The sequence below is a fragment of the Micromonospora sp. DSM 43699 genome (assembly GCF_055517075.1).
On the sequence record NZ_JBTMMT010000114.1, the window covers coordinates 1 to 11894 of the forward strand.

Annotated in this window: 12 protein-coding genes and 2 pseudogenes; 4 read left to right on the top strand and 10 right to left on the bottom strand. The window is 74.4% G+C overall.

Features of this window, described 5'->3' with window-relative positions:
• From AC0AIB_RS30220 to trpC, 6 genes and pseudogenes are all read right to left on the bottom strand, one after another.
• On the bottom strand, positions 1–137 hold a 137-nt coding region (locus AC0AIB_RS30220; RefSeq protein WP_465097983.1), incomplete at its 3' end, for a hypothetical protein.
• A pseudogene (locus tag AC0AIB_RS30225) lies at positions 106–1020 on the bottom strand (FAD-dependent oxidoreductase); the annotation flags it as partial. The gene AC0AIB_RS30220 and the pseudogene AC0AIB_RS30225, both read right to left, overlap by 32 nt.
• An 11-nt stretch (positions 1021–1031) precedes the next feature.
• Entirely contained in the window at positions 1032–2300 is a 1269-nt protein-coding gene (gene lgt / locus AC0AIB_RS30230) for a prolipoprotein diacylglyceryl transferase (RefSeq protein WP_465097981.1), read from the bottom strand.
• Positions 2301–2349: 49 nt separating this feature from the next.
• Positions 2350–3159: a tryptophan synthase subunit alpha gene (gene trpA / locus AC0AIB_RS30235; protein WP_328344473.1), complete on the bottom strand. Its 810-nt coding sequence runs from the start codon at positions 3157–3159 to the stop codon at positions 2350–2352.
• Positions 3160–3163: 4 nt separating this feature from the next.
• The gene (gene trpB, locus AC0AIB_RS30240; RefSeq protein WP_328344471.1) at positions 3164–4396 is read right to left on the bottom strand and encodes a tryptophan synthase subunit beta; all 1233 of its coding nucleotides are present in this window, start codon (positions 4394–4396) and stop codon (positions 3164–3166) included.
• A 138-nt stretch (positions 4397–4534) separates the two neighbouring features.
• Positions 4535–5338, bottom strand: coding sequence for an indole-3-glycerol phosphate synthase TrpC (gene trpC, locus AC0AIB_RS30245; RefSeq protein ID WP_328348722.1), 804 nt, complete (start codon positions 5336–5338; stop codon positions 4535–4537).
• A gap of 475 nt (positions 5339–5813) precedes the next feature.
• On the opposite strand from trpC, the gene AC0AIB_RS30250 reads away from it, so the two are divergent.
• Entirely contained in the window at positions 5814–6122 is a 309-nt protein-coding gene (locus AC0AIB_RS30250) for a hypothetical protein (protein WP_328344469.1), read from the top strand.
• Here AC0AIB_RS30250 and AC0AIB_RS30255 read toward each other — a convergent pair.
• The 4 genes and pseudogenes from AC0AIB_RS30255 to AC0AIB_RS30270 form a co-directional block, all read right to left on the bottom strand.
• A complete protein-coding gene (locus AC0AIB_RS30255; RefSeq protein ID WP_328344467.1) occupies positions 6115–6705 on the bottom strand; it encodes a Trp biosynthesis-associated membrane protein in 591 nt (196 codons plus the stop codon). The two genes, AC0AIB_RS30250 and AC0AIB_RS30255, sit on opposite strands and share 8 nt — an antisense overlap.
• Positions 6702–8255 (bottom strand): anthranilate synthase component I, encoded by a 1554-nt coding sequence (locus AC0AIB_RS30260; RefSeq protein ID WP_465097982.1) that lies wholly within the window; start codon positions 8253–8255, stop codon positions 6702–6704. Before AC0AIB_RS30260 ends, AC0AIB_RS30255 begins: the two co-directional genes overlap by 4 nt.
• A complete protein-coding gene (hisI, locus tag AC0AIB_RS30265; protein ID WP_328348721.1) occupies positions 8252–8665 on the bottom strand; it encodes a phosphoribosyl-AMP cyclohydrolase in 414 nt (137 codons plus the stop codon). The genes AC0AIB_RS30260 and hisI overlap by 4 nt, the downstream gene beginning before the upstream one ends.
• Before the next feature lie 171 nt (positions 8666–8836).
• Positions 8837–9709, bottom strand: a pseudogene (locus AC0AIB_RS30270) (hypothetical protein); the annotation flags it as partial.
• Positions 9710–9789: 80 nt separating this feature from the next.
• Here AC0AIB_RS30270 and AC0AIB_RS30275 point away from each other — a divergent pair.
• The 3 genes from AC0AIB_RS30275 to AC0AIB_RS30285 form a co-directional block, all read left to right on the top strand.
• Positions 9790–10533 carry an ABC transporter ATP-binding protein gene (locus AC0AIB_RS30275; protein ID WP_328344464.1) on the top strand — a complete coding sequence of 248 codons (744 nt, stop codon included), beginning with the start codon at positions 9790–9792 and terminating at the stop codon, positions 10531–10533.
• Positions 10530–11285 (top strand): ABC transporter permease, encoded by a 756-nt coding sequence (locus tag AC0AIB_RS30280; protein ID WP_328344463.1) that lies wholly within the window; start codon positions 10530–10532, stop codon positions 11283–11285. Before AC0AIB_RS30275 ends, AC0AIB_RS30280 begins: the two co-directional genes overlap by 4 nt.
• Positions 11286–11290: 5 nt before the next feature.
• Positions 11291–11894, top strand: a 604-nt coding sequence (locus AC0AIB_RS30285) for a TetR/AcrR family transcriptional regulator (RefSeq protein ID WP_328344461.1), incomplete at its 3' end; no start/stop codon positions are given.

The window sequence follows — 11894 nt, forward strand, 5'->3', positions numbered from 1 at the left end:
GTGGTGGACTCGGCGGGTGAGCCGCCGTCCCCGACCACCACCAGCGAGTCGCCAAGCGTGGCCAGTTCGGCGCGCATCCGGGTCACCGCCTCGTGCGGGGCGTCGAGGAGGAACTGCACCTCGTAGGGCGGCGTCACCGAGCAGCACCACCCCGCCCGGCCCGGCCGGGAAGCCGTACGACCGGGGCAGCGGGCGCAGTTCGCGGACCTCCTGCTGCACCAGGTCGGCGGGATCGGTGGCCGCCAACAGCTCCCCGATCGGCGCGGGCCAACCGTCGTACCAGCGTTTGAGCAGGGTGAGCTGGGTCTCTGCCGGCTCCGGTCGGGGAGCTCCGGCGGCGGTGGCCACCCAGTAGATGCCACCCCGGCGGGACGCGCCGGAGGAACCACGCTCGCCGAGTGAGGCGGCCACGAAGCGGTAGCCGGCACCCAGCACCTCGCCACCGACCGGCTGGTCGGCCGGCAGGGGCGCCCGGTACCAGGGGATCACCGCCCGCCAGGCGGCGCAGCCGGAGCTGACCACGGCGGCCTCGGGAGCGAGCTGACGGCGCAGCACGCTGTCCGTGCCGTCGGCGGCGACCACCAGGTCCGCCTCGACGAACTGCCCGTCCAGCCCCACCCCGGGCCGCTCGCCGGCATCCGCCCGGACGTCGTCCACCGCGACCCCGGTCCGCAGCTCGACCCGGTCACCGAGGCCGGCGATCAGGGCGTCGTGCAGATCCTCCCGGTGCACCACCACCGGCATCCGGTCGGCCGGGGTGGGTCGGGGCTGCACCAGCCAGTGACCGTCGGGGCGACGGATGCCGCCGTCGGGCAGCGGGGTGGCGATGGCGTCCAGGCCGGCACCGAGGCCGAGCACCTGCAACGCGCGTACCCCGTTGGGCCAGAGCACCACGGCGGTGGGCTCCGGGCGCACCCGGTCGGCGCGTTCCAGCAGGGTGACCTGCCATCCGGAGCGGGCCAGCGCGCCGGCCACCGCCAGCCCGCCGAGCCCGGCGCCGACCACCACCGCGCTGCGCACGCCGCGCCCGCTCAGCTGTCCCGGTCGGCGGACCGGTTGCCGCCCGCCCCGGCGGGCGTGCCGTCGTCGGTGGCGGCGGGTCGGTCACCGGGGCCTGCGGCCCGGTCACCGGTCGCCGGGGCCTGGTCGGCGGTCGCCGGGGCCTGGTCACCGGTCGCCGGGGCCGCGTCGGCGGTCGCCGGGGCCTGGTCGGCGGCGTCCGGGGCCGGCTGCGCGACCTCGTCGCCGGTCGCCGGCACGTCGTCGGCGGCGGGTTCGTCGGGTCGCACCCCGGTCTCCCGGTACGCGGTGAACTGTTCCTCGTCGACCACCTGGTAGCCCACCGGGGCGGCGGCCGTCGGGGACCCCTTTCCGGTCCGGGACAGATCGACCTGGGAGACGTCGCCACCGGTCACCGGGGCCGGGGCCGTCGGGGCGTCGATCGGGATCAGATAGTCGCGGGGGCCACGGACCCGCAGGAAGTAGATCAACGCGCCGACGAAGACCAGACCGGCCGTCCACACGTTGAGGCGTACGCCGAGAATGCGGTTCGCCTCGTCGCTGCGCATCAGCTCGATCCAGAACCGGCCGGCGGTGTACCCCATCACGTAGAGCGCGAAGGCCCGGCCACGGCCCAGCTTGAACCGGCGGTCAACGGCGAACACCAGACCGGCGACGCCGAGGTTCCACAGCGCCTCGTAGGCGAACGTCGGGTGGTAGAGGCCGGGCTCCAGGATGGGTTGGTTGGCGTCGTCGCGCAGTGCGTGCCCGGGATTGTCCGGGTCCATCCGGTGGATCTCCAGGCCCCACGGCAGGCTGGTCCGGCCGCCGTACAGCTCGTTGTTGAACCAGTTGCCGAACCGGCCCACCGCCTGGGCCAGCGGCAGGCCCGGGGCCAGGGCGTCGGCCACCACCGACAGCGGGATGCCGAGCTGCCGGGCGGCGATCCAGGCGCCGACCGCGCCACCGGCGACGGCGCCCCAGATACCGAGACCCCCCTCCCAGATGGCGAACGCCTTCCACGGGTCGCCACCGGTGCCGAAGTACTTCTCGGGCGAGGTGATCACGTGGTAGATCCGGGCGCCGATGATGCCGGTCGGGACGGCCCAGACCGCGATGTCGAGCACCGCGCCGGGGGCCACGCCGCGCCGGCGGAGCCGGTAGTCGGTCACCAGGCAGGCGAGCACGATGCCGGCCACGATGCAGAGGGCGTACGCCCGGATGGGGACCGGCCCGAGCTGCCAGACGGCGGTCGTCGGGCTGGGCAGCGCCGCCAGGGGCGTCATCGAGACGAGGGTCACGGGTGCACAGGCTACCGCTGCGCAGCCCCACGGTGGCACCCCGGTCCGGTCAGACCCGCGACCCGCCCGCCCGGACGCCCTCGGCGAGGTCGGCGGAGAGCGCCCGCAGGGCGGTCAGGCCGGTGTCGAGATCCGGTGCGTCCAGCAGGCAGCGGATCAGCGCGCTGCCCACGATCACCCCGTCGGCGTACCCGGCGACGGTGGCCGCCTGCGCACCCGTGCCGACCCCGAGCCCCACCCCGACGGGCAGCTCGGTGACCTCCCGCAGCCGGGAGACCAGCACCGGCGCGGCGTCCGAGGTCTGCGACCGGGCGCCGGTGACCCCCATGATGGCGGTGGCGTAGACGAAGCCCCGGCAGTGTTCCACGGTCATCCGCAACCGGGCGTCGGTGGACGACGGGGAGACCAGGAACGTCCGGTCCAGTCCGTACGCCTCGGAGGCGGCCAGCCACTCGCCGGCCTCCTCGGGGATCAGGTCGGGGGTGATCAGGCCGGTGCCCCCGGCGGCGGCCAGGTCCCGGGCGAAGGCGTCCACCCCGTACTGCTCGATCGGGTTCCAGTAGGTCATGGTGACCACCGGCGCACCGGCTGCCGCGACCGCCTCGACGATGCGCAGCGCGTCGGCGGTGCGGACGCCGCCGGCCAGGGCGATGTCGCTGGCCTTCTGGATCACCGGGCCGTCCATCACCGGGTCGGAGTAGGGGATCTCCATCTCGATGACGTCCACCCCGGCCTCGACCATGGCGGTCATCGCGGCGATGCTGCCCTCGACGGTGGGGAACCCGGCCGGCATGCAGCCGACCAGCACGGCCCGCCCGTCGGCACGGGCCTTGTCGAAGGCCACCCCGATCCGGCTCACGATCTCACTGCTCCTTGTCGAGGATGCCGAAGTACTCGCCGGCGGTGTGCACGTCCTTGTCGCCGCGACCGGAGAGGTTGACCACCAGGAGCGGCTCGCGGCCCAGCTCGGCGGCGAGCCGCGGGGCGACAGTCACCGCGCCGGCCAGCGCGTGCGCGCTCTCGATCGCCGGGATGATCCCCTCGGTACGGCAGAGCAGCTCGAACGCGGCCATCGCCTCCCGGTCGGTCACCGGCAGGTAGTTCGCCCGGCCGCTGTCGTGCAGCCAGGCGTGCTCCGGGCCGACCCCTGGGTAGTCCAGCCCGGCCGAGATGGAGTGCGACTCGATGGTCTGGCCGTCGGCGTTCTGGAGCACGTACGTGCGGGTGCCGTGCAGCACCCCGGCACTACCGCCGGTGATGCTGGCCGCGTGCCGGCCGGTCTCCACACCCTCGCCGCCGGCCTCGAAGCCGTACAGCCGCACCCCGGTGTCGGGGACGAAGGCGTGGAAGATGCCCAGCGCGTTGGAGCCGCCGCCGACGCAGGCCAGCACCGCGTCGGGCAGCCCGCCGGTCAGGTCGAGGCACTGCTGACGGGCCTCGTCGCCGATGCCGCGCACGAAGTCCCGGACCATCTCCGGGAACGGGTGCGGGCCGGCGGCGGTGCCGATCAGGTAGTGGGTGTCGTCGACGTTGGCGACCCAGTCCCGCATCGCCTCGTTCATCGCGTCCTTGAGGGTGCGCGAGCCGGTGGTCACCGGGACGACGGTGGCGCCGAGCATCCGCATCCGGGCCACGTTGAGCGCCTGCCGCTCGGTGTCCACCTCGCCCATGTAGACCACGCACTCGAGGTCGAACAGGGCGGCGGCGGTGGCGGTGGCCACGCCGTGCTGGCCGGCGCCGGTCTCGGCGATCACCCGCCGCTTGCCCATCCGCCGGGTGAGCAGCGCCTGGCCCAGCACGTTGCGCACCTTGTGCGCGCCGGTGTGGTTGAGGTCCTCCCGCTTGAGCAGCACCCGGGCGCCGATCTTGGCAGAGAACCGCTCGGCGGAGTACAGCAGCGAGGGGGTGCCGGCGTAGTCCCGCAGCAGGGCGTCGAACTCGGCGCGGAACTCCTCGTCGGTCATCGCCTTGCGGTACGCGGCGTCCAGCTCGTCGAGCGCGGCGACGAGCGCCTCGGGGACGAAGCGGCCACCGAACCGGCCGAAGTGACCGGCGGAGTCGGGGAACCGCCCCGGCGTGGACACGTCGGCGCTCATGCCGCCGCTCCCCGACCGGTCGCGCTCCGACGCCCGGTCGCGTCGCCGGTGACCTGACGCCCCGTCGCGTCGCCGGTGACGAATCGCTCGCGTTCGCTCATCGCGATGTCCTCTCGCTGCGCAGATCTGCCCGTCGGGTCAGCGTGCCGGGCGGGGCGTCGCCGGGTGGTTCCCGGCGTTGACCAGCTCGGCGACCGCCTCACGGGGGCTCTTCTGGGTGACCAGGCCCTCGCCCACCAGGACGGCGTCGGCGCCGGCCGAGGCGTACCGGATCAGGTCGTGCGGGCCCCGCACGCCGGACTCGGCGATCTTGACGACGCTGCTCGGCAGGCCGGGGGCGATCCGCTCGAACACCGACCGGTCGACCTGAAGGGTACGCAGGTCACGGGCGTTGACCCCGATCACCTGCGCGCCGGCCTCCAGGGCCCGGTCGGCCTCCTCCTCGGTGTGCACCTCGACAAGCGCGCACATGCCGAGCGACTCGATCCGCTCCAGCAGACCGACGAGGGCGTTCTGCTCCAGCGCGGCGACGATCAGCAGCACCAGGTCGGCCCCGTGCGCCCGGGCCTCGTGCACCTGGTAGCTGGAGACCACGAAGTCCTTGCGCAGGACCGGCACCTTGACGGCGGCACGGACCGCGGCCAGATCGTCGAGCGAGCCGCCGAACCAACGGCCCTCGGTCAGCACGCTGATCGCGCGGGCACCGCCGGAGGCGTACTCACCGGCCAGCTCGGCCGGATCGGCGATCTCGGCGAGCCGGCCCCGGCTCGGCGACGAGCGCTTCACCTCGGCGATCACCGCCACCCCGGGTTTACGCAGGGCCGCATAGGCGTCCAACGGCGGCGGCGCGGCGGCGGCCAGCTCGCGCAGCCGCTCCAGCGGAAGCTGCTCCTGCCGTCGCGCCACGTCCTCGCGGACGCCGGCCAGGATCTCGTCGAGCACGCTTCCGGACGCCGCCGAACCGGCCCCGTCCCCCTCCGCGTGCGCATGCTCAGCAGTCACCAACGGACTCCCCTCTCCGGGTGTCATGGGCCGATGCTAGGGGGCGCCACCTGGCGACATGCGCCGGGGGTATGGCGCTCCTCACGAGATGGGCTGTGGCATGATGCCGGACCTCCGGTGAACGGAATGTCACGCAGCGCCACCGGACCTGCCGGTCGGTGTCATCGACATCCGTCCTCAGGAGTCCTCCGGACCATCGATCGATGCCCATACGATATGAGATCACGATCCGGTCCACCGCGCAGCTCGGCCCGGTCCCGGCGACCTGTGACCAAGGTCAAGGACGACCCTGCGGCGCTGGTGGGGGCCGTTGACCTGCCCGTCACCCGGGCGAAACGTCAACCCGGCAGCATCGGTTTCGGGCAGACTCGACGACGCGCCTGCCCATCATCGGATCTCATCGTGCGGGGTGACCATGAGCACTGCGGAGCCGAACGCCGGCATCGGACTCACCACCATCTCCCGGACCGTCGCCTCGCTGGCGGTCGAGGTGGTGCACACCCTCGAACGTGTCGTGGCGGGCGAGGGCCGGGTGCGGACCGCCCGGGGCAACGCCTGGGAGGCGGTCTGCGCCGACCGGGCCCGCGCCGACCAGCGCGCCGAACTGGACCGGCTGGTCGCCGAACTGGCCGCCACCCGGGCCGCGGCCCGGCAGGTGACCCAGGCCCGGCACACCGCCCGGGACCGGCGGCAACCGGCCCGCGCGGCGCAGCCGGTCAGCTGACCGTCGGATCCTCACCCCGGTCGAGCGCGTCCCACGCCTCCCGGTTGCCCCGGTCGGCGGCCGGCCGCCCGTCGGGCCGGTCCGGCGTGCCGGCGCGGACCGTCCGCTCGTAGCGGGCACCCATCGCCGGCCAGCGCCCGCCGCGCCGCGCGGTGAGCAGCCCGCCGCCGACCGCCACCAGCCCCCCGAGCAGACAGAGCGCGGGCCACTGCCGGTGGGCCTCGGCACCCAGGTCGGCGACCAGCCCGTAGCCGCCGCCGAGGGCCACCGCCAGACCGAGCAGGGTGACCAGGCCACCCAGCAGCCGACGGATCCGCCCCCGGGTGGCCAGCACCGCACCCCCACCGGCCAGCGCGACAAGCGCCAACGCGGAGAGCCAGGGCAGCAGGTCCGCCCCGGAGCGGCCCTGCCGCGACGGCGGCAACGCGCCCCGGGCGAGCACCTCCACCGACCAGGTGCGGGTCGCCGCCCAGCAGGCCAGGCCCGCGCCCACCAGACAGAGCAGCACCGCGTACGTCAGCTCGCGCCGCCCGGTCGACGCACCGTCGGTGGCCGTCGTCGCGGTGGTCCCGGTGCTGCTCACCGGGCCGGCCGCAGGGTCTCGGCGGCGGCGATGGCGGCCAACACGGCGGCAGCCTTGTTCCGGGTCTCCTGGTCCTCGGCGGCCGGATCGGAATCGGCCACCACCCCCGCCCCGGCCTGCACGTACGCCCGGCCGTCGCGGATCAGCGCGGTACGGATCGCGATCGCCATGTCGAGGTCGCCGCCGAACCCGAAATAGCCGACGGTGCCGCCGTAGAGCCCCCGGCGGACCGGTTCCAACTCCTCGATGATCTCCATGGCCCGGACCTTCGGCGCCCCGGACAGCGTGCCGGCCGGGAAGGTGGCGGCCAGCGCGTCGAAGGCCGTCCGGTCGTCGCGCAGGGTGCCCACCACAGTGGAGACGATGTGCATCACGTGGCTGTACCGCTCGATGGTGGCGAACTCCGGCACCTGGACGGTGCCCGGTCGGCACACCCGACCCAGGTCGTTGCGGCCCAGGTCGACGAGCATCACGTGCTCGGCCCGCTCCTTCGGGTCGGCCAGCAGCTCGGTGGCGAGCCGGGCGTCGGCGACCGGGGTGGCCCCGCGCGGCCGGGTGCCGGCGATCGGGTGCAGCATCGCCCGCCGCTGCCCGTCGGTGTCGGTGTTGACCTTGAGGTGCGCCTCCGGGGACGAGCCCACGATGTCGAACCCGTCGAAGCGCAGCAGGTACATGTAGGGGCTCGGGTTGGTGGTCCGCAGCACCCGGTAGACGTCCAGCGGGTCGGCGTCGGTGACCCGCTCGAACCGCTGGGCCAGCACGATCTGGAAGCACTCGCCGGCCCGGATCGCCTCCTTCGCCGCCTCGACCGCCTTCGGGTAGCCACCCTCGGCGGTCCGGCTGACCACGTCGCCGGCCGGCGGTCGGCCCACCGTCGAGATCATGGGCGGAATCGGTCGGGACAGAGCGGTGGTCATCGCGTCGAGCCGACCCACCGCGTGGTGGTAGGTGGCGGTGACCCGGGCCGCCCGGTCCGGGTCGTCCAGCGGCGGCAGCACCGCGTTGGCGACCAGGATCGCCGAGCCGTCGTAGTGGTCGAGCACCACCAGGTCGGTGGCGAGCATCATGCCCAGCTCCGGCACTCCGAGGTCGTCCTCGGTCAGCTCGGGCAGCCGCTCGAACCGGCGGATCAGGTCGTACCCCAGGTAGCCCACCATGCCGCCGGTCAGCGGCGGCAGCCCGGCGGCCGGGTCCGGGGTGCCACCGGCGAGCGCCGCGACGGTCTCCCGCAGCACGTGCACCGGGTCGCCGGAGACCGGCACGCCGGCCGGCGGGGTGCCGGTCCACGTCGCGACACCGTCCCGCTCGACCAGGGTGGCGCTGCTGCGCACCCCGATGAACGAGTACCGCGACCAGGCCATCCCGGCCGAGCCGACACCCTGCTCGGCGGACTCCAGCAGGAAGGTGCCCGGCCCGCCGGCCAGCTTGCGGTAGACCCCCACCGGGGTCTCCGCGTCGGCAAGCAACCGCCGGGTCACCGGCACCACCCGCCACCGGGCCGCCGCCTCGACGAACGCCGGCAGATCCGGGCTGAGCGCACCGTCGGTCATGAGCGGGCCCCCTGGGTGGTGACCGGGAGTTCGGTGAAGAAGCAGGTGCGCTCGCCGGTGTGGCAGGCCGCGCCGACCTGGTCCACGCCGACCAGCAGCGCGTCGCCGTCGCAGTCCAGCGCCACCGAGCGGACGTACTGGTGGTGGCCGGAGGTGGCCCCCTTGACCCAGTACTCCTGGCGGCTGCGCGACCAGTAGGTGGCCCGGCCGGTGGTGAGGGTGCGGTGCAGCGCCTCGTCGTCCATCCAGGCGACCATCAGCACCTCGCCGGTGTCGTGCTGGCGCACGACCGCGGCGACCAGGCCGTCCGGGGTGCGGCGCAGCCGGGCGGCGACGGCCGGATCGAGACGGGACGGGCGGACCGCGCCGGCGGGTCCGCCGTCGCTGGAAGCAGAGTCAGGTACGGGCACAGTTACCGATTGTCCCGCACGCGGCGCGGGCACCTGCGCCCCGTCCCCGACCGCCCGGGACAACTGGGCGACGTACCTGTCCAACCGGCCGTCGAGCAGGGCCAGGGCGAGGTCCGCGCCGGCCGTCTCGGCGATCCGGTCGGCGTACGGGCGGACCAGCGGGAGCACCCCGGTCACCAGGCGGGCCGCGGCGGCGGCGACCTCGACGGTCAGACCGGGGCGTACCCCCAGGCAGAGCAACATGTCGTCGCGGTAACCCGGCGGCGCGACCGGCAGGTCCAGGGCGGCGGCGAAGGCGGTCCGCCGGGACGCCACCCGGACACCGGGGTTGGCCGGGCGCAGCACGCTCGGGCAGAGCCGGGCCAGGTCGGCGGCGGCCAGCCGGACGCCGAGCGGGTCGTCACCGGCGCAGGCCCCGGCCACCTTGCCGAGGGTGGCGACCAGTTCCTCCAGGCGGGGCTGGTCGGCGGGCTGGCAGAGCACCGGCAGGTCGATCCGCCGGCGCCAGGTCGGGTCGGCCCAGAGCAGTCGGGCCGGGGTGGTCACCGGCAAGCCGAACGCCCAGTCGGCCGGCTCGCCGAGCCGGTCGACCCAGGAGCGGACGTCCCGGGCGGCCACCGAGACGTGCACGATCCGCCCGTCGGCCTCGGCCAGGTAGGCGAGCCGGACGTCGTACGGCGGGGTGGGCGGGGCGATCGCGGCGACCAGGACGTCGAGATCGACGTCGCTGCACACGGTGGCGGCCCCCCGGGCGTGGCTGCCGCGCAGCAGGATTCCGACCACCGGGCGCTCGGCGGACGCGCGCAACCGGTCGGTCCAGTCGGCCAGGAAGGCGGCCTCCGGCAACGGAGCGTGATCCACCGCGCCATCGTGCCGCAGGCCCGATCGGGGCGCAATGCCCGAAGGCGGACCACCTGTCCGGTCCGGAGGCTGACGCCCGATCCGAAGGCTAGTGCCCTGGTCCGAAGGCTGACGCCCGATCCGAAGGCTGGTGCCCGACTTCCAGACCCGGGCGTGTCGGGGACCGCCGCGCCCCGGGGGCACCCGGTGACAGGTCGTTGCGAAGCACCGGGTAATTCATCTATCGTTGAGTTCAACAGGTGATGAATTACCGAGGAGGTGCGATGGACGACGCCATCGCCGTCCGTGACCTGGTGGTCGACCGGGGTCGACGACGGGTGCTGGACGGCATCGGCTGCGCGGTGCCGCGCGGCGCGGTCACCGGGCTGCTCGGCCCGAGCGGCAGCGGCAAGACCACCCTGATGCGGGCCGTGGTCGGGGTGCAGACCGTCAGCTCGGGCACGGTCACCGTGCTGGGTCGTCCGGCCGGCGCGGCCGAGCTGCGCCACCGGGTCGGCTACCTGACCCAGGCGCCCAGCGTCTACGCCGACCTGACCGTCCGGGAGAACGCCAGGTACTTCGCCGCCCTCCAGGGGCGTACCGCCGCCGACGCAGACCGGGCGGTCACCGACGTCGGCCTGGCCGCCGCCGCCGGGCAACTGGTCGGCACCCTCTCCGGCGGGCAACGCAGCCGCGCCTCGTTGGCCTGCGCGCTGGTCGGCGAGCCGGAACTGGTCGTCCTGGACGAGCCCACGGTCGGGCAGGACCCGGTGCTGCGGGCCGACCTGTGGGCCCGGTTCCACGCCCTGGCGGCCGCCGGGACCACCCTGCTGGTGTCCAGCCACGTGATGGACGAGGCGGCCCGCTGCGACCGGCTGCTGCTGATCCGCCACGGCCGGCTGATCGCCGACGACACCCCGGACGCCGTCCGCGCCGCCACCGGGGTGGACGACCTGGAGGAGGCGTTCCTGCGGCTGATCCGGGCCGGCGAGGCCGGCCCGTCGACCACCGGGGAGGCGGCGGCGTGAACCCGACGATCCTGGCCGCCACCACCTGGCGCATCCTGCGCCAACTGCGGCACGACAGGCGTACGGTGGCGCTGCTGGTGGTGGTGCCCACGGTGCTGCTCACCCTGGTCTACTACATGTACGACGACCAGCCCGCCCCGCCCGGCCAGCCGGCCCCCTTCGACCGGGTCGCCCTGGTGATGCTGGGCTTCTTCCCGTTCATCATCATGTTCCTGGTGACCAGTATCGCGATGCTGCGTGAGCGCACCAGCGGGACGTTGGAACGACTGCTCACCACCCCGCTGGGCAAGCTCGACCTGCTCTTCGGTTACGGCATCGCATTCGGGCTGGCCGGGGTGGTGCAGTCGACAGTCGCCGCCGCGGTGGCGTACCAGCTGCTCGGGTTGACCACTGCCGGATCCGCCGGGTTGGTGGTCGGAATCGCCGCCGTGAACGCGGTGCTGGCCGTCGCGCTGGGGCTGTTCTGCAGCGCCTTCGCCCGTACCGAGTTCCAGGCGGTGCAGTTCATGCCGGTGGTGGTCGCCCCGCAACTGCTGCTGTGCGGGCTCTTCGTGCCGCGCGGGCAGATGGCCGGCTGGCTCCAGGCGGTCAGCGACGCGCTGCCCCTGTCGTACGCGGTGGAGGCGCTCCAGGAGGTCGGCGCGCACCCCGAACCGACCGGCCTGATGTGGCGGGACCTCGCGATCGTGGCCGGCGCGGCGCTGGTGGCCCTGGTGCTGGCGGCGGCGACCCTGCGCCGGCGCAGCGGTTGAGCCCGATGCCCCGCCGGACCGGCCGCCGCCCCGGCAACCCCGACACCCGGGAGGCGATCCTCGCCGCCGCCCGGTCGGCATTCGCCGAGCGCGGCTTCGACGCCACCTCGATCCGGCAGATCGCCACCGCCGCCGGGGTCGACCCGGCCCTGGTGCACCATTACTTCGGCAGCAAGGAGGAGCTGTTCCGGGCCACCGTCGACATCCCGGTCGACCCGGCCGCGCTGCTGCCCGCCGTGCTGGCCGGCGACCCGGACGAGATCGGGCAACGACTGGTCCGCACGTTCCTCGGGGTGTGGGACTCGCCGGCCGGGGCGGCGGCGGTGGCCCTGCTCCGGTCGGCGACCGGCAACGAGTGGACCGCCCGGCTGATGCGCGAGTTCCTGGTCACCCAGGTGCTACGCCGGGTGCTCGACCACCTCGACCTGCCCCCGGCGGAGCTGCCGCTGCGCGGCGCCCTGGTGGCCACCCAGATGATCGGCCTGGCCATGATGCGCTACGTGATCCGGCTGGAACCGGTCGCCTCCGCGACCCCCGACACCCTGGCCGCCACCCTCGGCCCCACCATCCACCGCTACCTCACCGCCCCCCTACCCCCCACCACCCCCT

Excerpts from the sequence above, each read along its gene's own strand:
- trpB (WP_328344471.1), bottom strand. The coding sequence starts at position 4,396 with ATGAGCGCCGACGTGTCCACGCCGGGGCGGTTCCCCGACTCCGCCGGT.
- AC0AIB_RS30250 (WP_328344469.1), top strand. The coding sequence starts at position 5,814 with ATGAGCACTGCGGAGCCGAACGCCGGCATCGGACTCACCACCATCTCC.
- AC0AIB_RS30260 (WP_465097982.1), bottom strand. The coding sequence starts at position 8,255 with ATGACCGACGGTGCGCTCAGCCCGGATCTGCCGGCGTTCGTCGAGGCG.
- AC0AIB_RS30275 (WP_328344464.1), top strand. The coding sequence starts at position 9,790 with ATGGACGACGCCATCGCCGTCCGTGACCTGGTGGTCGACCGGGGTCGA.